Origin of the sequence: Pseudomonas simiae, from assembly GCF_000934565.1 — a bacterium.
Taxonomy (GTDB): Bacteria; Pseudomonadota; Gammaproteobacteria; order Pseudomonadales; family Pseudomonadaceae; genus Aquipseudomonas; species Aquipseudomonas simiae.
Genome location: NZ_CP010896.1, coordinates 5670469 through 5692562 on the forward strand (window position 1 = coordinate 5670469; position 22094 = coordinate 5692562).

The window sequence follows — 22094 nt, forward strand, 5'->3', positions numbered from 1 at the left end:
GTCAGCTTCTGACATCTCGGTTCCATCCTCTCCTACGGTCAATTCTCTTCTTCCCATTCCGTGGGGCAGCCTGTTGTCGCCTGTAAAAAACCTCGATATAACGGTTAGTGGCATCCCGCCACCCGACAGGTAGTACTGCATGCACTTGCCCGGGAAGGGCAAGCTGGAGCGTTGACATGAACCATGGAAGTTTTGTCATTGAAAAGCTGTTCAAGCACTACAACGTTCATGTTGAGCAGCTAGGAAGCGATTCTGCAAAAAAGACCGTCTTGATGGTCAACGGCGCGCTGTCCACCACGCGCTCGTTCGCTCGCACCAGTAAATGCCTGGCAGAGCATTTCAATGTGCTGCTCTTCGACCTGCCGTTCTCCGGCTATTCCCGCGAACACAACACTGACCTCGACCTGGTAACCAAGGACGACGAGGTGCACATGCTGCGCGCCCTGGTCGAGCGTTTCCAGGTCAACCACCTGGTGTCGGCCTCCTGGGGTGGTATCTCGACGCTGCTGACCCTGGCGCACAACCCACCCTCCATCGAAAGCTCGGTGGTGATGGCCCTGGCACCCAACCTCAATCAGGCCATGCTCGACTACGTGGAACGTGTGCGCGTGCTGATCGAAGCGGATGACAAATCTGCCGTCGGCCACTTGCTCAATGAAACCGTGGGCAAATACTTGTCGCCCCGGCTCAAACGCAACAACCACCGTCACCTGTCGACCATGGCCACCACCGAGTACCGCCAGGCGCGTTTCCATATCCACCAGGTACTGGCCTTGGGCGATGGCAACTACCTGCCGGCACTGCGGCAGATTGAAACGCCAGTGCACTTCCTCAACGGCGCGCTGGACGAATACACCCCCGCCGCCGAGGCCCAGTTGTTCAAGCAGTACGTGGGGCGCAGCAGCTTTGCCGTGGCCGAGCAGACGGGCCACTTGCTCGACCTTGAATCCAACGAAGCCGCCGTAGCGGTGCACCGTGAGCTGCTGGATTTCCTGGTGGGAAAACACGCGACGGTTGGCGCATAATCGCAAACACATAGCCTGCTATCAAAAAGGTATTCCATGCCGAACCGCGTCCCGCTTGATGCCAAGACCGCCCGCTGGCTCCCCTGGGTGGTCGCGATTGCCTTCTTCATGCAGTCGCTGGACGGGACGATCCTCAATACGGCACTGCCGGCGATGGCACGGGACCTCGCAGAGAACCCATTGCGCATGCAAGGGGTGGTGATCGCCTACATGCTCACCGTCGCCTTGCTGATCCCGGCGTCGGGCTGGATCGCTGACCGCTTCGGCACCAAGAAAATCTTCTTTGGCGCCATCATGCTGTTCAGCATTGGCTCGCTGCTGTGCGCCCTGTCCAGCAGCCTGACCATGCTGGTGGGCGCACGGGTGATCCAAGGCCTGGGCGGTGCGCTGATGCTGCCCGTCGGGCGACTGGTGGTGCTGCGCGCCTACCCCCGCTCCGAACTGGTGCGCATCATGGGCTTCATCACCATCCCCGGCTTGCTCGGCCCGTTGCTCGGCCCGACCATGGGCGGCTGGATGGTGCAGTACCTGACATGGCACTGGATCTTTCTGATCAATTTGCCGGTGGGCATGATCGGCTGCTACGCCGTGTGGAAATTCATCCCCGACCTGCGCGGCACTGAGCGCACGCGATTCGACGGAATCGGCTTCCTGCTGTTTGGCGCCGCGATGATCCTGATTACCATCGCCATGGAAGGCCTGGGCGAGCTGCACCTGCCGCACTTGCGGGTGATGTTGCTGCTGTTCGGCGGGCTCGCGTGCCTGGCGGCGTATTGGCTGCGGGCCGGGCATATCGATAACCCGTTGTTCTCACCGGTGCTGTTCAAGACCCGCACCTTCGCCGTGGGCATCCTCGGCAACCTGTTCGCGCGGTTGGGCAGCGGTGCCCTGCCGTTCCTGGTGCCGTTGCTGTTGCAGGTGGCACTGGGTTATTCACCGTCGGAAGCCGGCATGAGCATGTTGCCCCTGGCGGCGGCGGCGATGTTTGCCAAGTCCGTGGCACGCCCGCTGATCGAACACCTGGGCTACCGCATCGTCCTGACCGGCAACACCCTGGCGCTGGGCATCATGCTGGCGAGCATGGGACTGGTCACGGAGCACACGCCCTACCCGCTGCTACTGGGTATGCTGGCGGTACTGGGGGCGATCAATTCGCTGCAATTTACCGCCATGAACACCGTCACCCTGATCGACCTCGATGATGCCCAGGCCAGCAGCGGCAACAGCCTGCTGTCGGTGGTGGCGCAGTTGTCGCTGAGCCTCGGGGTCGCGTGCGCCGGTGCACTGCTCGGCGGATTTACCGCCGAAACCGGCAACGACGGTGTGGAAAGCGTCCTCGGCGCGTTCCAACTGACCTTCCTCACCGTGGGCATCATGGCGATGCTGGCGGCGGCGATCTTCCTGCAACTGTCGCCCAAAGACGGCAAGCGTGCAGCCAGCCCGGAGCAGCATATCGAGCATTAACAGGCTTCTCGTCTAGAACTTGCAGGGAAATTCCCACGAGGCTGGTACACTGCGCGACATTTTGTTTTGCAGAGCCAGTCCCGTGACTACCATCGCCACCGCTTTTAATACTTTGCCCCTGTCCGCCGCCATGCTGGCTAACCTCGACTCGCTGGGTTATGTCGAGATGACGCAGATCCAGGCGCAAAGCTTGCCGGTGATCCTCAAGGGGCTGGACTTGATTGCCCAGGCCAAGACCGGCAGCGGCAAGACCGCCGCCTTCGGCATCGGCCTGTTGAACCCGATCAACCCGCGTTACTTCGGCTGCCAGGCCCTGGTGATGTGCCCGACTCGTGAGCTGGCCGACCAGGTCGCCAAGGAAATTCGTCGCCTGGCCCGTGCCGAAGACAACATCAAGGTACTGACCCTGTGCGGCGGCGTGTCCCTCGGCCCGCAGATCGCCTCCCTGGAACACGGTGCCCACGTCATCGTCGGCACACCGGGTCGTATCCAGCAGCACTTGCGCAAAGGTTCGCTGGTACTCGACGGCCTGAACACGCTGATCCTCGATGAAGCCGACCGCATGCTCGACATGGGCTTCTACGACGCCATCGAAGACATCATCAGCAAGACCCCACCGCGCCGCCAAACCCTGCTGTTCTCGGCCACTTACCCGGTGAGCATCAAGCAGCTGGCCTCGAAGTTCATGCGCGCGCCGCAGCAAGTGAAAGCCGAAGCGTTCCACTCCGACGATCAGATCGAACAGCGTTTCTACGAGATCTCGCCGGAAGAGCGCATGGACGCCGTGACCAAAGTACTGGCGCACTTCCGTCCAGCCTCCTGCGTGGCCTTCTGCTTTACCAAGCAGCAAGTGCAGGAAACCGTGGATCACCTGACATCCAAGGGCATTTCCGCCGTCGGCCTGCATGGTGACCTGGAACAGCGCGACCGTGACCAAGTGCTGGCGATGTTCGCCAACCGCAGCACGTCGGTGCTCGTTGCTACGGACGTTGCCGCACGCGGTCTGGACATCGACTCGCTGGACATGGTGATCAACGTCGAACTGGCCCGCGACTCGGAAATCCACATTCACCGCGTCGGCCGTACCGGTCGTGCTGGCGAAACCGGCATCGCCATCAGCCTGGTGGCACCGTCCGAAGCGCACCGCGCCCAGGCCATCGAGCAACTGCAGAAGTCGCCACTGAACTGGGATCAACTGGACAACCTCAAGCCACAAAGCGGTGGTCCGTTGCTGCCGCAGATGAGCACCCTGTGCATCGCTGCCGGCCGTAAAGACAAGGTTCGCCCTGGCGACATCCTCGGCGCGCTGACCGGTGAAGCCGGCATCCCGGGTGCCCAGGTCGGCAAGATCGCGATCTTTGACTTCCAGGCCTTCGTGGCCGTGGAGCGCGGGATCGCCAAGCAGGCGTTGCAGCGTTTGAACGACGGCAAGATCAAAGGCCGTTCGTTGCGCGTGCGCATCCTGTAAAGATCTCCAACTTAAGGGAGATCCACATTTGACTGTATTCCAAATCAGAAAATGTATGAGGACACCGTTTTGCGCTCGACCGAAGTTGTGATCATTGGCGCCGGCGCCGCGGGCTTGATGTGCGCACTGACCGCCGCCGGGCGTGGGCGCAAAGTGATGTTGATCGACCATGCGAACAAGGCCGGCAAGAAGATCCTGATGTCCGGCGGTGGCCGCTGCAATTTCACCAATATGTACACCGAGCCGGCCAACTTCCTGTCGCACAACGCGCATTTCTGCAAGTCCGCCCTGGCGCGCTACACCCAGTGGGACTTTATCGGGTTGGTGGCCAAGCACGGCGTGCCCTATCACGAGAAGAAGCTCGGCCAGTTGTTCTGCGATAACAAGTCCAGCGACATTCTCGGCATGCTGCTCGATGAGTGCATCCAGGTCGGTGTGAGCCTGCACCTGGACACGTCGGTCCAGGAGATTGCCAAACTGGAAGCCGGTTATCAGTTGCAAACCACCTTGGGTGAGCTGCGCTGCGAATCCCTGGTGATCGCCACGGGCGGCCTGTCGATTCCGACCCTGGGCGCCACTGGGTTCGGTTACCAAGTGGCCAAGCAATTCGGCCATGAATTGCTGCCGACCCGCGCCGGGCTGGTGCCGTTCACCATCACCGACCAGCTCAAGGATCTGTGCGGCGAGTTGTCCGGCACCTCGGTGGATTGCCTGGTCAGCTGCAACGGCCAGAGCTTTCGCGAGAACATCCTGTTTACCCACCGTGGCCTGAGCGGGCCGGCGATCTTGCAGATATCCTCGTACTGGGAGCCCGGCGACACGGTGGAAATCAACCTCCTGCCCGACCACGACGCCCACACCTGGCTGCAACAGCAACAGGTCGAGCGCCCCAACAGCGAGCTGAAAACCCTGCTGGGCGAGATCTTCACCAAGAAGATGGCGAACCTGCTGGCGGAGACCTGGTTTGTGTCCAAGCCAATGAAGCAGTACACCCATGCCGAGATTGCCGATATCGCGCAAAAGCTCGGCAGCTGGCAACTGGTGCCGGCGGGCACCGAGGGTTATCGCACGGCGGAAGTGACGTTGGGTGGGGTGGATACGCGGGAAGTGTCGTCCAAGACCATGGAGTCGCTGAAAAGCCCTGGCCTGTACTTTATCGGCGAAGTGCTGGATGTGACCGGCCACCTGGGCGGCTTCAACTTCCAGTGGGCGTGGGCGTCGGGTTACGCCGCCGCACAGTACGCCTGACTAAAGGATGTACTCGATCAAACTGTGGGAGCTGGCTTGCCTGCGATGACGGTGAGCCAGGCAACGCTAATGCTGAATGTGCCGACGCCATCGCAGGCAAGCCAGCTCCCACATTCGATTTGTGGTGTGGCCGGAATAAATTTTGCTGTTGGATGTGATCGTCACGCTTGCCGTGGCGTCCTTGATAGCTCAATTTAGCGGCATCGTCCCGGAAGACTCCAGACTTCATGTCATCAACCTCGTTCAAGCAGTCCATGCGGCGCCTGTGGGCGCTGGATAAATTCAGCTACAGCATTCGGGTGTTCATCGCCCTCACCGGCAGCATGGCGCTGTGCTGGTATCAGGATGAAATGACACTGCTGATCCCGCTGTTCCTGGGGATTATCGCCAGCGCCTTGGCCGAGACCGATGACAGTTGGCAAGGCCGTCTCAATGCCCTGGCGGTGACGCTGGTGTGTTTCAGCATCGCCGCGCTGTCGGTGGAGCTGCTGTTCCCTTATCCCTGGATCTTCGCGATCTCCCTGGCCCTGGCCACCTTCTGCCTGACCATGCTCGGCGCCTTGGGCGAACGGTATGGCGCGATTGCATCGGCGACGCTGATCCTGTCGGTGTACACCATGATCGGCGTGGACCAGCGCGGTGGCGCCGTCTCCGATTTCTGGCACGAGCCGTTGCTGCTGGTGGCTGGCGCCGCCTGGTATGGCGCGCTGTCGGTGCTGTGGCAAGCGTTGTTTTCCAACCAGCCGGTGCAGCAGAGCCTGGCGCGGCTGTTTCGCGAATTGGGGCGTTACCTCAAGCTCAAGTCATCGTTGTTCGAACCGATCCGCCAACTGGATGTTGAGGCGCGTCGCCTGGAACTGGCCCAGCAAAATGGGCGAGTCGTTGCCGCGCTGAATGCGGCGAAGGAGATCATCCTGCACCGCGTCGGCAATGGCCGCCCTGGTTCGAAAGTCAGCCGCTACCTCAAGCTGTACTTCCTGGCCCAAGACATCCACGAACGCGCCAGCTCGTCCCACTACCCCTACAACGCCCTGGCCGACGCCTTCTTCCACAGCGACGTGCTGTTCCGTTGCCAGCGCCTGCTGCGCCAACAGGGCAAGGCCTGCCAGACCCTGGCCGAATCGATCCAACTGCGCCAGCCATTCATCTATGACGACAGCTTCGCCGAAGCCTTGGGCGATCTGAACGCCTCCCTGGAACACCTGCGCATCCAGAGCAACCCGGCCTGGCGCGGCCTGCTGCGCTCGCTGCGCGCCCTGGCGGCCAACCTGTCCACCCTGGACCGCCTGCTGGGCGACGCCAGCAACCCCGACAGCCTGGCGGATGCTACCGACAGCAACCTGCTGGACCGCGCCCCGCGCAACCTCAAGGAAATGTGGACACGCCTGCGTACGCAGATGACCCCCACCTCCTTGCTGTTCCGCCATGCCTTGCGCCTCTCCCTGGCGCTGACCGTGGGCTACGGCATGCTGCATGCAATTCACGCCTCCCAAGGCTACTGGATCATCCTGACCACGCTGTTCGTGTGCCAGCCCAACTACGGCGCCACCCGCCGCAAACTCGGCCAGCGGATCATCGGTACCGCCATCGGGCTAACCGTGGCTTGGGCGCTGTTCGATCTGTTCCCAAGCCCACTGGTGCAGTCGATGTTCGCCATCGCGGCCGGCCTGGTGTTCTTTATCAACCGTACCACCCGCTACACCCTGGCCACCGCCGCGATCACCTTGATGGTGTTGTTCTGCTTCAACCAAGTGGGTGACGGCTACGGCCTGTTCCTGCCGCGCCTGTTCGATACCTTGCTGGGCAGCTTGATTGCGGGCCTGGCGGTGTTCCTGTTCCTGCCGGACTGGCAGGGCCGCCGATTGAACAAAGTGCTGGCCAACACCCTGACCTGCAACAGCATCTACCTGCGCCAGATCATGCAGCAATACGCCGCCGGCAAAAGCGATGACCTGGCCTACCGCCTGGCCCGACGCAATGCGCACAACGCGGATGCGGCGCTGTCGACCACCCTGGCGAATATGCTGATGGAACCGGGGCACTTTCGTAAGGAGGCGGACGTGGGCTTCCGCTTCCTGGTGCTGTCGCACACTTTGCTCAGCTACTTGTCAGGGCTGGGGGCACACCGCGAGACCCAATTGCCAGCCGAGGTGCGGGAACACCTGATCGAAGGCGCAGGGAACACCTTGGCGGCGAGCATCGATGAAATCGCCACGGGGCTGGCGAACAAGCAGCCGATTGCGATTCAGAGCGATGCCGAGGAAGCGCTGGCGGTGGAGCTGGAGCAGATGCCGGATGAGATTGATGAGGGGCAGCGGCTGGTGCAGACACAGTTGGCGTTGATTTGCCGGCAGTTGGGGCCACTGAGGACATTGGCTGCGCATCTGATCAAGGACACCCGTGCGGCTTAGACCGCTTTCGCGAGCAAGCCCGCTCCCACACTTAACCGCGCCCATCCTTTGGAATGTGGTCGAATGTGGGAGCGGGCTTGCTCGCGAAGAGGCCCGCAAGAACCCTACATCCCATGCTGCTTCATCAACCGCGCATAACTGCCATCGGCCTTCATCTTGGCAATCTCCCGGTCAAAGCTGGCGACGATCTGCGCATGCTCGGGGTTCTTCAAGCTCACCAGGATATGCAGGCTGTTTTCGCTCAAGGGCTTGGGTAAGAACTCCACTGTATTGCGCACCCGCGTCGATTCGCGGGACAAGTAATACCGCGCCACATATTCATCCTCCACCGTCAGCCGCACCCGCTGCGCCGCGAGCATGCGCACGGCCATGGCGAAGTTATGCACCGGCACTTTCTGTAACTGCGCATCGCCATCGAACGCCGCCGAATAGGCATACCCGCGCACCACGGCAATGGGGTAGTCGTGCAGTTGCTCAAGGTTCTGGAATTCGATGGGATCGTCACGTCGCTTGATGAAACGCACGCGGTTGAGCAAGTACTCACCGGAGAACTGCCCCAGCTGTGTGCGCGCATCGTCGTACCAGGCGTTCACCAATACGTCATAACGACCGTCGCCAACGCCCATCAACGCGCGAGCCCAGGGCACCTGTTCGAAATCACTGGCATAACCCGCGCGGGCCAGGGCGGTGCTGACGATGTCGGTGGCCAGCCCGCCATTGATCAAGGTGGCGTCGGTAAAGGGTGGCCAGGCATCCGCTACCAGGCGCAGACGCTGTGCGAAGGCCGGCTGAGCCAGCAATAACACTCCAATCAAAGCAACGGCACGAGAGAATCGCGGCATGCTCAAAGTCCTTGGCAGGCTAGCTCAGGCGAGACCTGAGGTTCTAACAGTAGCTCAGATTACACAAAGAAAGCGGCGCCGCACGCACTCAATGATGGCAAATTGATTTCACTCACAAAAATAGTCGATTTAGACACAAATGGCTGTCGCGCTTACTATCCGCAGCAGACATTTAATAAGAGAACATGCCATGACAATTGAATGGGTCTGCAAGCACCACGATGACCTGGGCAAGGAGCAGCTTTACGCCATCCTGCGCCTGCGCAACGAGGTCTTCGTTGTCGAGCAGAAATGTGCTTACCAGGACCTCGACGGGCAGGACTTGTCGGGCGACACCCACCACCTGATGGCCTGGCAGGATGACCAACTGGTGGCCTACCTGCGCCTGCTGGACCCGGAATCACAGGGCGGTGATGTGGTCATCGGTCGCGTGATCGTGGCGTCGGTAGCGCGCGGCACTGGGCTGGGGCATCAAATGATGGAAGAGACACTCAAGCGGATCGGCGATATCTGGCCGCAGACGCCGATTTTCCTGTCAGCCCAAGCGCATTTGCAGGGGTATTACGGGCGATACGGATTTGTGGTGGCCGGAGAGGAATACCTTGAGGACGATATTCCGCACATTGGCATGAGAAAGGACTAGGGATAACCCAGCACCTGCTTGATCAGCCCAAGGTTCGCCTCGATCCAGCGCCGATCAATGGCCCCCCAACTGCGAATCCGATAGTGCCCGGCATGGTTGCGGGCACCGTCTTCCTGCTCGAATTCACACAGGATATCCAGGTCAGCCAACGCCGCAATCGTATCCTGGGCCGTGCGCCGGGGCATGCCGGTGACGTCGGTCAGCGCCGGGACATTGCTGGCTTGCCCGCTGTCGATCAGGTAAGCCACGTACAGGCGGCGGTAGAAGCTGCTCTTGGTCTTGCTCACATCCATGGTCGGTCGCCTTGTGCGGTCAGGGTTTGCCCTGCAGGTCGCGGTACGTGAGGTAGACGCGCAGGTCGAATTCCACCTGATGGTAGCCCGGCATCATGTACTCACAGAGTTTGTAGAACGCTTTGTTGTGGTCCGATTCCTTGAAGTGCGCCAGTTCATGCACCACGATCATGCGCAGGAACTCCGGCGCGGCCTCCTTGAACAGGGCCGCAATGCGGATCTCTTTCTTGGATTTAAGGTTGCCGCCCTGCACCCGCGAGATGGTGGTGTGCAGGCCGAGGGCACGGTGGGTCAGGTCCAGACGGTTATCGAACAACACCTTATCGATGGCCGGGGCATTGCGCAGGTGTTCCTGCTTCAGGGCCAGGGCGTAGGCGTACAACGCCTTGTCGCTCTGCACGGCGTGGCGTTCGGGGTAACGTTGTTCCAGGTAGGCACCCAATTGGTCCTTGGCGATCAATTGGCGCACTTGCTCTTGCAGAGCGGCGGGATAGGCCTGGAGGTATTTCAGCGCGGTCATGGGGTCTGCAACAGGGTTCGAATGGGCGCCAGTGTAGCGAATTCAGCACGCGCGAGCGCGCGACCAATCAGCCACTTCCTCAGCCATCAACGGCGACGCCGCTATCGGGCCCTGTATAAACGGGCAACCATTGGCCTTGAGCCATCGGGCTTGCTCTTGGGTTTCTACCCCTTCAGCCACTACCACAACATCAAAATGCCCGCACAGCTCGATGATACTGCGCGCCATCACCGCATCCCGCGCCGAGTCGGGCAGGCGCGCGACCAGTTGTGGGTCGAGCTTGAGGGTGTCGAAGGCCAGATCACGCAGATGCGCCAGGGAACAATTGCCCAGGCCAAAATCATCCAGGGCGGTGCGCACACCAATCTGGCGCAACAACTTAAGCTGTTTGGTCGACTCCTCCAGGTTACTCATTAGGCAGTCTTCACTGATTTCCACCTCCAGCTGTCGACCCTGCAACCCATGTCGCTCAATGACCTGCTGCAACTGGGCCGCCAGATTAGGCATATTGAACTGGCTGCTGCTCAGGCTCACGCTCAGCACCAGCTCCTCATCGAACGCCGATTGCCAGGCCTGACGCTGGGCGGCGACCTGCTGGTAGATCCAGGTACTCAACTGGCTGATCAGCCGCGCTTCTTCAAGCAACGGCAGGAACAAACCCGGCGGCACATCGCCGACGCTCGGATGCTGCCAGCGCAACAGCGCCTCGACACCGCGTAGACGCCCGCCTTCCAGGGACACCTGGGGCTGGTAAACCAGAGTGAAATCCTTGTTTTGAATCGCCGTGCGCACGCTGTCTTCGAGCATCAGCCGAGAGCGGGCGCGCCCGTTCATTTCCTGATCGTAATAACGGTATTGCTGACGCCCGGCGCGCTTGGCCTCGTACATGGCAATGTCAGCCGCACGCAACAGACCGCTCAAGTCCGAACCACACTCCGGGAACATCGCAATGCCGATACTGACGCCCAGCATCACATCCAGGCCGTCGATCTGCTGGCACACCGATACTCGTTCGATCAGTTTTTCCGCAATCTTCGCGGCTTGCTCTGGAAATTCCAGCTCCAGCAACGCCGTGAATTCATCCCCGCCCATCCGCCCGAGCATGTCGCCGGATCGCAAACAGGCCTGCATCTGTTCCGAGACCCAGCGCAACACCCGGTCTCCTGCGTCGTGCCCCAACGAGTCATTGACCCGTTTGAAGCCATCCAGGTCCAGGTACAGCAACACCAGGGACTGCTCGCTACGCTCACTGCGCAGCAGCATGTTCTCCACCGCCTGATGAAAGCCACGCCGGTTCAACAACCCGGTCAACGGATCGGTCACCGCCTGGAACTCCAACTGCTGATGCAAATGGCGCACTTCAGACATGTCCAGCACCGTCACCACCATGGCCTTCTGCTCGGCGGGCAACGGCGCGCATGACAGCGCCACCGGTACCTGCTGACCGCGACCGGTGCGTAAAATAGCGTCGTGCTGACGCCAGGTTTCGCCTTTGCGATAAGCCTCGAACATCGGGAACCCCAGCCAGGCCGGTACATGCGGTTTTTGCAGGAAACTCAGGAAGCTCTCACCCTGCAATTCGTTCATGGTGGCATTCAGAAGCCGCGAAATAGCCGGGTTGGCGTACTCGATCACACTCCCTTCACCCACCACCAGAATGCCCTCGGCGGCGTTATCCAGCACCGATGCATTAAAGGCGCGGGCGGACTCTAGGTCATGGCTCAAGCGCTGCAAGGCACGGCGATTGCGCTGATGCTCCAACAGAGCCTGGACCTTGGGCTTGAGAATGTTCGGATCAAACGGCTTGAACAGATAATCGACGGCGCCACTGGCATAACCCTCCAGCACTGCCGCGGGGGACTGGGCGTTGGCCGTAAGAAAGATGATAGGCGTCATGCACGTGCGTTGGCTGCCGCGCATCAGCCGCGCCACCTCAAAGCCATCCATGCCAGGCATGCGCACGTCCAGCAAGACCAGATCGACGTCGTGGGCGAGCAACAATTCCAAAGCTTCCAGGCCAGAACCTGCGGTGATCACCCGCCAGTCTTCACGCTGCAAGAGCGCACGCATACTGACTAGGTTTTCGGGGTAGTCATCGACCACCAAAAGAACTGAACTGCCATCGGCGTGGTGTGGAGCGCATTCCATGCTACGTCTCTTCCTAGGGAGCCACTCCGGTCAATTCTGACAGAAAACCCGGACAAACTCTGAGGCCTCACTCTAGCCCCGCTTCCAAAAAAGCAGAAGTAACGACGGTGCCATCATTGCGCCAATTTTCAGGAAGCCGACTAACGGTAACCCGCTACAGCCCGCGATTCCTGGGAAACATGGCTTTTTGGCATTCCCTTGACGCCAATAATTTGCCATCGACCATTTAACAAGATGGTTAACACCACCTATAAAGAACCTGTCTGGCCCACGGGCCAAAGCCTTCACCTTCTGTAAAAAGGCAAATGCCATGATCGACCTTTCCACCTGGAACCTGAGCATTCCGGTCGGCTCCCCGCCCGCCACCATCGACACTCCGAAACTGATGAATGGTTTCAACGACCAGTATTTCCAGGCCGAAGGCAGCAACGTGCAATTCTGGACCCCTGTCACCGGCACCCGCACCGAAAATGCCGTTTACCCGCGCAGCGAATTGCGTGAGACCTACGCCGATGGACGGCTGCGTAACTGGACCTATCCGGATGCGGACAACTTCCTGCGCGCGACCTTGGCAGTCAACCAAGTGCCCTCCACCGGCAAAATCGTGATTGGGCAGATTCATGCCTATGACAGCCAAAAGCCGCTGATCAAACTGGAGTATCAATTCAAGGAAAAAACCCAGACAGGCAACATCGTCGCCAAAGTCCGCATGCGCCCGGATGAGGATGAAGGGCGGGTAATCATCGTGGCGTCGAACGTGCCACTGGAGAAGAGCTTCACTTACGTGATCAACCTCAACAAAGCCGGGCTGCTCAGTGTGTATGCCGCCGATGGTGAGTGGAATGAGCGCATTGGCGCTGCGTGGGGGGCGAAGCCGTTGTACTTCAAGGCAGGAGCGTATGTGCAGGACAACAGTGGGGATAGCAAGGAAGGTGCACGGGTGACGTTTGCGAAGCTGGATATCGATCACGACTGAATACCAACCACAAAAAAGCCCGCATCACTGCGGGCTCCTTTTAAACGCTGAGGCTTAATTCACCTTGGCGTTCAACTCACCTTTCAAATAACGCTGATACATCGCTTCCAACGAGATCGGCTTGATCTTCGAAGCGTTACCGGCAGTGCCAAACGCTTCGTAACGCGCAATACACACGTCACGCATCGCGGTCACGGTAGCGCCGAAGAATTTACGCGGGTCGAACTCGCTCGGGTTGGTGGCCATCAAGCGACGCATCGCACCAGTGGACGCCAGGCGCAGGTCTGTGTCGATGTTGACCTTGCGCACGCCGTACTTGATGCCTTCGACGATTTCTTCAACCGGTACGCCGTAGGTTTCTTTGATGTCGCCGCCGTACTGGTTGATGATCGCCAGCCACTCTTGCGGCACCGAGGAAGAACCGTGCATCACCAGGTGGGTGTTAGGGATGCGTTTGTGGATTTCCTTGATGCGGTCGATGGCCAGCACGTCGCCGGTAGGTGGCTTGGTGAACTTGTAGGCGCCGTGGCTGGTGCCGATGGCGATCGCCAGGGCGTCAACTTGGGTCTTCTTCACGAAGTCAGCAGCTTCTTCCGGGTCAGTCAGCATCTGGCTGTGATCCAGCACGCCTTCGGCGCCGATGCCGTCTTCTTCGCCGGCCATACCGGTTTCCAGGGAACCCAGGCAGCCCAGCTCGCCTTCAACCGACACGCCGCAGGCGTGGGCCATGGCAACGGTTTGTTGAGTGACGCGTACGTTGTACTCGTAATCGGTCGGGGTCTTGCCGTCTTCGCCAAGGGAGCCGTCCATCATGACCGAGCTGAAGCCCAGTTGGATGGAGCGCTGGCACACGTCCGGGCTGGTGCCGTGGTCCTGGTGCATGCACACCGGGATGTGCGGGAATTCTTCGATCGCGGCGAGGATCAGGTGACGCAGGAACGGAGCACCGGCGTATTTGCGGGCACCGGCCGAAGCCTGGACGATCACGGGGGAGTCGGTCTTGTCAGCGGCTTCCATGATGGCGCGCATCTGCTCAAGGTTGTTGACGTTAAAGGCTGGGACGCCGTAGCCGAACTCGGCTGCGTGGTCCAGCATTTGACGCATGCTGATAAGTGCCATTGTGTTGTCTCTCCCGGTCGAGGGTCGTTAATCGTGCAAGCCTGCCGTAGCGGCGGCTGCTATTCAAGTTATTGCCGGTCAGGTTTTACATGCCTGGCCTGCTGAATCGTTTTTTCAGGCGGGCTCAACACCTATCTCACTTTGAAACCGGCTCAATGTGGGAGCGGGCTTGCTCGCGAAAGCGGTGAAAAGCAGCTAGCGGATTCGGTGACTGATACACCGCATTCGCGAGCAAGCCCGCTCCCACACTTGGGCCTCATCAACTTTGAGATCGTGATCTCTCTATTGAGCCTTGCAGCCGCGGCCGATCAAATCATCGGTGGCCACCCAGTAAACCAGGCCTTCCTCACCTTTTGTGTGAAACGCCAATTGGTCGTTGGCATACAGCACGCCCGAGGCAGCGACGTCCTGTTTAAGACGGTAGATCTGGTCGGAACCGCCGAGGCGCAACTCCACCTCGGATTTAGCCTGGTTGGCGAAACGCCAGTTGACCTCGGCCTTGCTGTCGCAGGTCCAAGTGGTCCACTTGTCGGCAGTTTCTGCCTTGCTGTCGAACATGTTCATGCTGCTGCAGCCGGCCAACAAGGCCAGAGCTGCCAGGGCGAAAACGCCTTTCATTGCCAATCCTCACAGTGCGACCCGGAGGCCGCCGCTGCTGTCGGTTAGTTGATCAGACCCGTCAAGGGCAACCCTGTTCCTGACCGTTGGGCGCGGAGTCGTATTTCTCCAGCCGTTCGTTGCCGATGCGTTTGTTGATCACCGGCATGGTCTCGGCTTGCCAGTCCGCCTGGTAGCAGCTTTTTTTCTGCTGCGCCGCAGGCTTTCCAGCTTCCGGCTCCGCATTTGGCGTGCTGCCGCAGCCAGCCAGCAGGCCCGCTGCGATCACCATTGCCAACGACTTGGTCATAGGAACACTCCTTTTCCGGATCACGAGCCTCAGCCTTTGGCTCGGGTTTCCAACACTTCAACGGCGGGCAGTACTTTGCCTTCGACGAATTCGAGGAAGGCGCCACCACCGGTAGAAATGTAGGAGATCTGGTCAGCAACGCCATATTTATCGATGGCCGCCAGGGTGTCGCCGCCGCCGGCGATGGAGAATGCCGAGCTTTCAGCGATGGCCTTGGCCAGCACCTTGGTGCCGTTGCCGAACTGATCAAACTCGAACACACCCACCGGACCGTTCCACAGGATGGTCTGGGAGGCTTTCAGCAGTTCAGCGAAGTTGGCTGCGGTTTGTGGGCCGATATCCAGGATCATGTCGTCGGCGGCCACATCCGCGATCAGCTTGACGGTGGCTTCGGCGCTTTCGGCAAATTCCTTGGCGACCACTACGTCCACCGGCAGTGGCACGCTGACTTTCGCGGCGATGGCACGAGCAGTGTCGAGCAAATCCGGCTCGTACAGGGACTTGCCCACGGGATGCCCGGCTGCGGCCAGGAAGGTGTTGGCGATACCGCCGCCAACGATCAGCTGGTTGCAGATCTGGCTCAGGCTGTTGAGCACGTCCAGCTTGGTGGACACCTTGGAACCGGCCACGATGGCGGCCATTGGTTGGGCCGGAGCCCCCAGGGCCTTGCCCAGTGCGTCCAGTTCAGCGGCCAGCAGCGGGCCAGCGGCAGCAACTTTGGCGAACTTGGCCACGCCATGGGTCGAGCCTTCAGCGCGGTGGGCGGTGCCGAACGCGTCCATCACGAACACGTCGCACAGCGCCGCATATTGCTGGGCCAGTTCGTCGCTGTTCTTTTTCTCGCCTTTGTTGAAGCGCACGTTTTCGAACAGCACGATGTCGCCAGCCTTCACGTCAACGCCGCCCAGGTAGTCAGCCACCAGCGGCACGTCGCGGCCAAGGGCTTTGCTGAGGTAATCGGCGACGGGCTTGAGGCTGTTTTCGGCGGAGAACTCACCTTCGGTCGGACGACCCAGGTGGGAGCAGACCATCACGGCCGCGCCTTTTTCCAGGGCCAGCTTGATGGTCGGCAGCGAGGCCAGGATTCGCGCATCGCTGGCGACAACACCGTCCTTGACTGGGACGTTGAGGTCTTCGCGGATCAGTACGCGCTTACCTTGCAGATCGAGGTCGGTCATCTTCAACACGGTCATGGGTCGCAGTTCCTGAATTACTGTTGAGGTTGTTTAGAGGCGATGTGCAGATAATGTTCCGCAACATCCAGCATTCGGTTGGCAAAACCCCATTCGTTGTCGAACCAGGCCAGGATATTCACCAGCCTTGGGCCGGAAACGCGGGTCTGGCTGGCGTCGACAATCGCCGAATGCGGGTCATGGTTGAAATCGCAACTGGCGTGGGGCAACTCGGTATAGGCCAACAGGCCTTTGAGCGGGCCGCTGGTGGCGGCGTCGCGCAGGATCCGGTTGACCTCCGTCGCATCGGTGTCGCTGACGGTTTGCATGGTGATGTCCAGGCAGGACACGTTCACCGTCGGCACCCGTACGGCTTTGGCCTGGATTCGCCCGGCAAGTTCCGGCAACAGTCGCTCAATGCCGCGCGCCAGGCCGGTGGATACCGGAATCACCGACTGGAACGCCGAGCGCGTACGGCGCAGGTCTTCGTGGTGATAGGCATCGATGACCGGCTGGTCGTTCATCGCTGAGTGAATCGTGGTGATCGACACGTAGTCCAGGCCGATCGCCTGATCCAACAGACGCAACAGCGGCACGCTGCAGTTGGTGGTGCAGGAGGCGTTGGACACCAGCAGTTCATCGCCAGTCAGGCAGTCCTGGTTGATGCCGTAGACGATGGTGGCGTCGACATCTGCCTCGCTGGCCATCGGCTGGGAAAACAGCACACGGGGTGCGCCGGCGTCGAGAAAACGCTGGCCATCGGCACGGGTGTGGTAGACACCGGAACATTCCAGCACCAGGTCAACGCCCAATGCCGTCCAGTCGATGCCTTCGGGGGTGGCACTGCGCAAGACCTGCACGCAGTTGCCATTAATGTGCAGACAATCGCCTTCGACCCGCACTTCGCCGGGAAAGCGGCCGTGGGTGGAGTCAAAGCGTGTCAGGTATTCGATGCTCGCCATGTCGGCAAGATCATTGATCGCAACAATTTCAAACCCGGCATCCGCCCCTCGCTCGAACAGAGCACGCAAGACGCAACGACCAATGCGGCCGTAGCCGTTGAGTGCAACTTTGTAGCGACGCGGTTGAGGCATGGGGTTCTCGATTACCTTGGGTAAAAGGGTAGCTGTTAGACCGCATTCGCGAGCAAGCCCGCTCCCACAGTTGAAATGCATTCCAATGTGGGAGCGGGCTTGCTCGCGAAGAGGCCAGTACAGCCACCTCAATCTACAGCTTAGTCTTCCAGCAGCTCTTCAGCCTGACCCAGGATATTTTCCAGGGTGAAACCGAACTCTTCGAACAATGCTGGCGCCGGCGCCGACTCACCGTAGGTGGTCATGCCGATCACACGGCCTTCCAGGCCCACGTACTTGTACCAGTAGTCGGCGTGAGCCGCTTCGATGGCGATACGCGCACTGACCTGCAATGGCAGGACCGATTGCTTATAGCCGGCGTCCTGGGCTTCGAACACGCTGGTGCACGGCATGGACACAACGCGTACGTTGCGGCCCTGGGCGGTCAGCTTGTCGTACGCCTGGACGGTCAGGCCCACCTCGGAACCCGTGGAGATCAGGATCAACTCCGGCTCGCCGATGCAGTCCTTGAGCACGTAGCCGCCACGGCTGATGTCGGCGATCTGTGCGTCGGTACGCACTTGGTGCTGCAGGTTCTGACGCGAGAAGATCAGCGCCGAAGGGCCGTCCTTGCGCTCGATGGCGTGTTTCCAGGCCACGGCGGATTCCACCGCGTCGGCTGGACGCCAGGTGTCCAGGTTTGGCGTGGTACGCAGGCTGGTCAATTGCTCGACCGGCTGGTGCGTAGGGCCGTCTTCGCCCAGGCCAATGGAGTCGTGGGTATACACGTGGATCACGCGCTTCTTCATCAGCGCAGCCATGCGCACGGCGTTACGGGCGTATTCCATGAACATCAGGAAGGTCGCGCCGTAAGGCACCAGGCCGCCGTGCAGGGACACGCCGTTCATGATGGCGCTCATGCCGAACTCACGTACGCCGTAGTACATGTAGTTGCCGCTGGCGTCTTCAGCCGAAACACCTTTGCAGCCCTTCCACAGTGTCAGGTTGGAGCCGGCCAGGTCGGCCGAACCGCCGAGGATCTCAGGCAGCAATGGGCCAAACGCGTTCAGGGTGTTCTGGCTGGCTTTACGGCTGGCGATGGTCTCGCCCTTGGCCGCGACTTCGGCGATGTAGGCCGAGGCTTTTTCCGAGAAGTCGGCAGGCAGGTCGCCGGCGAGGCGGCGGACCAGCTCGTTGGCCAGCTCAGGGAATTCGGCGGAGTAGGCTGCGAAACGCTGGTCCCACTCGGCTTCGGTGGCCAGGCCTTTTTCCTTGGCATCCCATTCGGCGTAGATGTCGGCCGGAATTTCGAACGGGCCGTGGTTCCACTTCAATGCTTCACGGGTCAGGGCGATTTCCGCGTCACCCAGTGGGGCGCCATGGCAGTCTTCTTTGCCCTGCTTGTTCGGCGAACCGAAACCGATGGTGGTCTTGCAGCAGATCAGGGTTGGCTGCGCGCTCTTGCGGGCGGTGTCGATGGCGGTCTTGATTTCTTCCGGATCGTGGCCGTCGACGTTGCGGATCACCTGCCAGTTGTAGGCTTCGAAACGCTTAGGGGTGTCATCGGTGAACCAGCCTTCGACTTCGCCGTCGATGGAGATGCCGTTGTCATCGTAGAAGGCAATCAGCTTGCCCAGGCCCAGGGTGCCGGCCAGGGAAGCGACTTCGTGGGAAATGCCTTCCATCATGCAGCCATCACCCAGGAATACGTAGGTGTGGTGGTCGACGATGTTGTGGCCTGTACGGTTGAACTGCGCGCCCAGGACTTTCTCGGCCAGCGCAAAACCAACGGCATTGGCCAGGCCTTGGCCCAGGGGACCGGTGGTGGTCTCGACGCCTGGGGTATAGCCGAATTCAGGGTGACCCGGAGTGCGGCTGTGCAACTGGCGGAAGCTTTTGAGATCGTCGATGGTGACGTCGTAGCCGGTCAGGTGCAGCAGCGAGTAGATCAGCATCGAGCCATGGCCGTTGGACAGCACGAAGCGGTCACGGTCGGCGAACGAAGGGTTGCTCGGGTTGTGTTTCAGGTAGTCACGCCAAAGCACCTCGGCGATATCCGCCATGCCCATCGGGGCACCGGGATGGCCGCTGTTGGCTTTTTGCACGGCATCCATGCTGAGTGCACGAATGGCGTTGGCACGCTCACGACGGCTGGGCATCGCTGATCTCCTGGGTTTGCTGAAAAGAAACGGAAAAAAGGACCGGCATTTTCCCTCAGCCACCGCCTGCGGGCAATGACAGATAGTCACTTGAGGACGTTTTTCCTGTGCTTTGGGCATCAATCCCTTGCAGAAACCTTTAACCGGTTCGTCTAACAGTTATAGCGGCGGCTTATAACCACCACTTATCGATCAATATCAAAACTTTTTGATATTGACCTTGCGATGCCCTCCACCCGTCACTAGACTGCTGGCCTTATGAATCTACCTATGCCCTCACTGCGCCCCGACGACGGCGATGAACTGGCAGCCTTGTGCAAGGCCGCTGGCGATCCGTTGCGTCTGAACGTGTTGCGCGCACTGGCCAACGATTCCTTCGGCGTACTGGAACTGGCACAGATCTTCGCCATCGGCCAATCGGGCATGAGTCACCACTTGAAGGTACTGGCCCAGGCCGACCTGGTAGCCACCCGCCGTGAAGGCAATGCGATTTTCTACCGCCGTGCGCTGCCCCATACCGAACTGCTGGGCGGCAAACTGCACGCTGCCCTGCTCGAAGAAGTGGACAACCTCAGCCTGCCAGGCGACGTACAGTCGCGCATCGGCCAGGTCCATGGGCAGCGCGCTGCCGCGAGTCAGGATTTTTTCGCACGGGTTGCCGAGAAGTTTCGCGCCCAGCAAGACCTGATTGCCGGTCTTGCCCAATACCGCGACAGCGTATTGGCGTTGCTCGACAAGCTGAGCTTCAGTGAAGAGGCCACGGCACTGGAAGTCGGCCCCGGCGATGGCGGTTTCCTGCCGGAGCTGGCGCGGCGCTTTCAGCAAGTCACAGCCTTGGACAACAGCCCGGCGATGCTGGAACTGGCGCGTCAGCTTTGTGAGCGCGAGTCACTGGGCAATGTCAGCCTGCAACTGGCCGACGCATTGAACAGCACGGCGTTAAAGGCCGACTGCGTGGTGCTGAACATGGTCTTGCACCATTTCGCCGCACCCGCCGACGCCCTCAAGCAAATGGCCGGGCTGCTGCACCCCGGCGGTAGCCTGTTGGTTACAGATTTATGCAGCCACAACCAGAATTGGGCCAGGGAGGCCTGCGGTGATCTCTGGTTGGGTTTTGAACAGGATGATCTGGCCCGTTGGGCCACCGCTGCGGGACTCGTTCCCGGGGAAAGCCTCTATGTAGGTTTACGTAATGGTTTCCAGATCCAGGTCCGCCATTTTCAGCGACCGGCTGGCGACACTCACCATCGGTAAATATCAGGAAAACATCGAGATGAGCGAATACTCCCTTTTCACCTCCGAGTCCGTGTCTGAAGGGCATCCGGACAAAATCGCCGACCAGATTTCTGACGCGGTGCTGGACGCCATCATTGCTGAAGACAAGTTCGCCCGTGTGGCGTGCGAGACCCTGGTGAAAACCGGCGTAGCGATCATCGCCGGCGAAGTGACCACTTCCGCCTGGGTTGACCTGGAACAGCTGGTGCGTGACGTGATCACCGACATTGGCTACAACAGCTCCGACGTCGGCTTCGACGGCGCGACCTGCGGCGTGATGAACATCATCGGCAAGCAATCGCCTGACATCAACCAGGGTGTCGACCGTGCCAAGCCTGAAGATCAAGGCGCCGGCGACCAAGGCCTGATGTTCGGCTACGCCAGCAACGAAACCGACGTGCTGATGCCTGCGCCGATCACTTTCTCGCACCAATTGGTACAGCGCCAGGCCGAAGCCCGTAAATCCGGCCTGCTGCCGTGGCTGCGTCCGGACGCCAAGTCCCAGGTGACCTGCCGTTACGAAGGCGGCAAGGTGGTGGGTATCGACGCGGTCGTGCTGTCGACCCAGCACAACCCGGACGTGTCCTACGCCGACCTGCGCGAAGGCGTCATGGAGCTTATCGTCAAGCACGTGCTGCCGGCCGAACTGCTGAGCAAGGACACCCAGTTCCACATCAACCCGACCGGCCAGTTCATCATCGGTGGCCCAGTGGGCGACTGCGGCCTGACCGGTCGCAAGATCATCGTCGACAGCTACGGTGGCATGGCCCGCCACGGCGGTGGTGCGTTTTCGGGTAAAGACCCGTCCAAGGTTGACCGTTCGGCGGCCTACGCCGGTCGTTACGTGGCCAAGAACATCGTCGCGGCCGGTCTGGCCGAGCGTTGTGAGATCCAGGTTTCCTACGCAATCGGTGTAGCCCAGCCTACGTCGATCTCGCTGAATACCTTCGGCACCGGCAAGATCAGCGATGACAAGATCGTCAAGCTGGTGCGTGAGATCTTCGACCTGCGCCCTTACGCGATCACCACCATGCTCGACCTGCTGCACCCGATGTACCAGGAAACCGCAGCCTACGGCCACTTCGGTCGTACCCCAGCGCAGAAGACCGTCGGCGACGACACCTTCACCACCTTCACCTGGGAAAAAACCGACCGCGCCAACGACCTGCGGATTGCCGCCGGCCTGTAATCGCTCTCGATGCACAAAAGCCCCGCCGGGTTATTCCGGCGGGGCTTTTTATTGCGCGATGATCTTCACGTTTTTTGGATCCAAACCTTGCAGGCCTAATGATGGCCCTCTAGAATCCGCGCCCTCTCGGGCCCTTTACCTTATTTGGATATTGCCCTGCGC

Annotated in this window: 19 protein-coding genes; 9 read left to right on the top strand and 10 right to left on the bottom strand. The window is 60.3% G+C overall.

The genetic code is table 11. The features are described from left to right. Window positions 1–176 precede the first annotated feature (176 nt). From PF1751_RS25820 to yccS, 5 genes are all read left to right on the top strand, one after another. Window positions 177–1025 carry an alpha/beta fold hydrolase gene (locus tag PF1751_RS25820; protein ID WP_044288003.1) on the top strand — a complete coding sequence of 283 codons (849 nt, stop codon included), beginning with the start codon at window positions 177–179 and terminating at the stop codon, window positions 1023–1025. A 36-nt stretch (window positions 1026–1061) separates the two neighbouring features. Continuing rightward, complete coding sequence (gene mdtD, locus PF1751_RS25825; RefSeq protein ID WP_010207136.1) at window positions 1062–2489, top strand: multidrug transporter subunit MdtD; 1428 nt, start codon at window positions 1062–1064, stop codon at window positions 2487–2489. A 130-nt stretch (window positions 2490–2619) separates the two neighbouring features. Then, the gene (gene dbpA, locus PF1751_RS25830; RefSeq protein ID WP_231501119.1) at window positions 2620–3957 is read left to right on the top strand and encodes an ATP-dependent RNA helicase DbpA; all 1338 of its coding nucleotides are present in this window, start codon (window positions 2620–2622) and stop codon (window positions 3955–3957) included. 69 nt (window positions 3958–4026) lie between these two features. Continuing rightward, window positions 4027–5205, top strand: a complete 1179-nt coding sequence (locus tag PF1751_RS25835; protein ID WP_010207139.1) for a BaiN/RdsA family NAD(P)/FAD-dependent oxidoreductase — start codon at window positions 4027–4029, stop codon at window positions 5203–5205. A 227-nt stretch (window positions 5206–5432) separates the two neighbouring features. After that, a complete protein-coding gene (gene yccS / locus PF1751_RS25840) occupies window positions 5433–7616 on the top strand; it encodes a YccS family putative transporter (RefSeq protein ID WP_010207141.1) in 2184 nt (727 codons plus the stop codon). 104 nt (window positions 7617–7720) lie between these two features. On the opposite strand, the gene PF1751_RS25845 is transcribed toward yccS, so the two are convergent. Then, a complete protein-coding gene (locus tag PF1751_RS25845) occupies window positions 7721–8458 on the bottom strand; it encodes a substrate-binding periplasmic protein (protein WP_010207143.1) in 738 nt (245 codons plus the stop codon). A 190-nt stretch (window positions 8459–8648) separates the two neighbouring features. Between PF1751_RS25845 and PF1751_RS25850 the strand changes: the two genes are divergently transcribed. Then, a complete protein-coding gene (locus PF1751_RS25850) occupies window positions 8649–9101 on the top strand; it encodes a GNAT family N-acetyltransferase (RefSeq protein ID WP_010207146.1) in 453 nt (150 codons plus the stop codon). Here the strand turns inward: PF1751_RS25850 and PF1751_RS25855 are convergent. The 3 genes from PF1751_RS25855 to PF1751_RS25865 are packed head-to-tail and all read right to left on the bottom strand — an operon-like array spanning window position 9098 to window position 12062. Continuing rightward, window positions 9098–9394, bottom strand: coding sequence for a winged helix-turn-helix domain-containing protein (locus PF1751_RS25855; RefSeq protein WP_010207147.1), 297 nt, complete (start codon window positions 9392–9394; stop codon window positions 9098–9100). The two genes, PF1751_RS25850 and PF1751_RS25855, sit on opposite strands and share 4 nt — an antisense overlap. 19 nt (window positions 9395–9413) lie before the next feature. Next, entirely contained in the window at window positions 9414–9914 is a 501-nt protein-coding gene (locus PF1751_RS25860; protein ID WP_010207148.1) for a M48 metallopeptidase family protein, read from the bottom strand. Window positions 9915–9956: 42 nt separating this feature from the next. Next, the gene (locus tag PF1751_RS25865) at window positions 9957–12062 is read right to left on the bottom strand and encodes a putative bifunctional diguanylate cyclase/phosphodiesterase (RefSeq protein WP_044288004.1); all 2106 of its coding nucleotides are present in this window, start codon (window positions 12060–12062) and stop codon (window positions 9957–9959) included. A gap of 310 nt (window positions 12063–12372) precedes the next feature. Here PF1751_RS25865 and PF1751_RS25870 point away from each other — a divergent pair, with 310 nt between their 5' ends. Further along, on the top strand, window positions 12373–13038 hold the full coding sequence (locus PF1751_RS25870; RefSeq protein WP_010207150.1) for a polysaccharide lyase family 7 protein: 666 nt from the start codon (window positions 12373–12375) through the stop codon (window positions 13036–13038). A gap of 54 nt (window positions 13039–13092) precedes the next feature. Here the strand turns inward: PF1751_RS25870 and fba are convergent, their stop codons facing one another. The 6 genes from fba to tkt all read right to left on the bottom strand — a co-directional run bounded on the left by fba (window position 13093) and on the right by tkt (window position 19468). Continuing rightward, complete coding sequence (gene fba / locus PF1751_RS25875; protein ID WP_003177554.1) at window positions 13093–14157, bottom strand: class II fructose-bisphosphate aldolase; 1065 nt, start codon at window positions 14155–14157, stop codon at window positions 13093–13095. Window positions 14158–14439: 282 nt separating this feature from the next. Then, entirely contained in the window at window positions 14440–14775 is a 336-nt protein-coding gene (locus tag PF1751_RS25880; protein ID WP_021492699.1) for an MliC family protein, read from the bottom strand. Between the two features lie 61 nt (window positions 14776–14836). Further along, window positions 14837–15064: a hypothetical protein gene (locus tag PF1751_RS25885; RefSeq protein ID WP_021492698.1), complete on the bottom strand. Its 228-nt coding sequence runs from the start codon at window positions 15062–15064 to the stop codon at window positions 14837–14839. Window positions 15065–15093: 29 nt separating this feature from the next. Next, complete coding sequence (locus PF1751_RS25890) at window positions 15094–16257, bottom strand: phosphoglycerate kinase (RefSeq protein WP_010207155.1); 1164 nt, start codon at window positions 16255–16257, stop codon at window positions 15094–15096. Between the two features lie 17 nt (window positions 16258–16274). Further along, window positions 16275–17330 carry an erythrose-4-phosphate dehydrogenase gene (gene epd / locus PF1751_RS25895; protein ID WP_010207156.1) on the bottom strand — a complete coding sequence of 352 codons (1056 nt, stop codon included), beginning with the start codon at window positions 17328–17330 and terminating at the stop codon, window positions 16275–16277. Window positions 17331–17470: 140 nt separating this feature from the next. Continuing rightward, a complete protein-coding gene (gene tkt, locus PF1751_RS25900; protein ID WP_021492696.1) occupies window positions 17471–19468 on the bottom strand; it encodes a transketolase in 1998 nt (665 codons plus the stop codon). A 258-nt stretch (window positions 19469–19726) separates the two neighbouring features. Here tkt and PF1751_RS25905 point away from each other — a divergent pair, with 258 nt between their 5' ends. Both PF1751_RS25905 and metK read left to right on the top strand, forming a co-directional pair. Further along, window positions 19727–20722: an ArsR/SmtB family transcription factor gene (locus PF1751_RS25905; protein WP_010207158.1), complete on the top strand. Its 996-nt coding sequence runs from the start codon at window positions 19727–19729 to the stop codon at window positions 20720–20722. 19 nt (window positions 20723–20741) lie between these two features. Beyond that, a complete protein-coding gene (gene metK, locus PF1751_RS25910; RefSeq protein WP_010207159.1) occupies window positions 20742–21932 on the top strand; it encodes a methionine adenosyltransferase in 1191 nt (396 codons plus the stop codon). Window positions 21933–22094 lie beyond the last annotated feature (162 nt).

Coding starts and splice junctions, on each gene's coding strand:
- PF1751_RS25890 (WP_010207155.1), bottom strand. CDS start 16,257: ATGACCGTGTTGAAGATGACCGACCTCGATCTGCAAGGTAAGCGCGTA.
- PF1751_RS25855 (WP_010207147.1), bottom strand. CDS start 9,394: ATGGATGTGAGCAAGACCAAGAGCAGCTTCTACCGCCGCCTGTACGTG.
- PF1751_RS25845 (WP_010207143.1), bottom strand. CDS start 8,458: ATGCCGCGATTCTCTCGTGCCGTTGCTTTGATTGGAGTGTTATTGCTG.
- PF1751_RS25885 (WP_021492698.1), bottom strand. CDS start 15,064: ATGACCAAGTCGTTGGCAATGGTGATCGCAGCGGGCCTGCTGGCTGGC.
- PF1751_RS25905 (WP_010207158.1), top strand. CDS start 19,727: ATGAATCTACCTATGCCCTCACTGCGCCCCGACGACGGCGATGAACTG.
- tkt (WP_021492696.1), bottom strand. CDS start 19,468: ATGCCCAGCCGTCGTGAGCGTGCCAACGCCATTCGTGCACTCAGCATG.
- fba (WP_003177554.1), bottom strand. CDS start 14,157: ATGGCACTTATCAGCATGCGTCAAATGCTGGACCACGCAGCCGAGTTC.
- PF1751_RS25880 (WP_021492699.1), bottom strand. CDS start 14,775: ATGAAAGGCGTTTTCGCCCTGGCAGCTCTGGCCTTGTTGGCCGGCTGC.
- PF1751_RS25865 (WP_044288004.1), bottom strand. CDS start 12,062: ATGGAATGCGCTCCACACCACGCCGATGGCAGTTCAGTTCTTTTGGTG.
- epd (WP_010207156.1), bottom strand. CDS start 17,330: ATGCCTCAACCGCGTCGCTACAAAGTTGCACTCAACGGCTACGGCCGC.
- PF1751_RS25850 (WP_010207146.1), top strand. CDS start 8,649: ATGACAATTGAATGGGTCTGCAAGCACCACGATGACCTGGGCAAGGAG.
- dbpA (WP_231501119.1), top strand. CDS start 2,620: ATGCTGGCTAACCTCGACTCGCTGGGTTATGTCGAGATGACGCAGATC.
- mdtD (WP_010207136.1), top strand. CDS start 1,062: ATGCCGAACCGCGTCCCGCTTGATGCCAAGACCGCCCGCTGGCTCCCC.
- PF1751_RS25870 (WP_010207150.1), top strand. CDS start 12,373: ATGATCGACCTTTCCACCTGGAACCTGAGCATTCCGGTCGGCTCCCCG.
- yccS (WP_010207141.1), top strand. CDS start 5,433: ATGTCATCAACCTCGTTCAAGCAGTCCATGCGGCGCCTGTGGGCGCTG.
- PF1751_RS25820 (WP_044288003.1), top strand. CDS start 177: ATGAACCATGGAAGTTTTGTCATTGAAAAGCTGTTCAAGCACTACAAC.
- PF1751_RS25860 (WP_010207148.1), bottom strand. CDS start 9,914: ATGACCGCGCTGAAATACCTCCAGGCCTATCCCGCCGCTCTGCAAGAG.
- metK (WP_010207159.1), top strand. CDS start 20,742: ATGAGCGAATACTCCCTTTTCACCTCCGAGTCCGTGTCTGAAGGGCAT.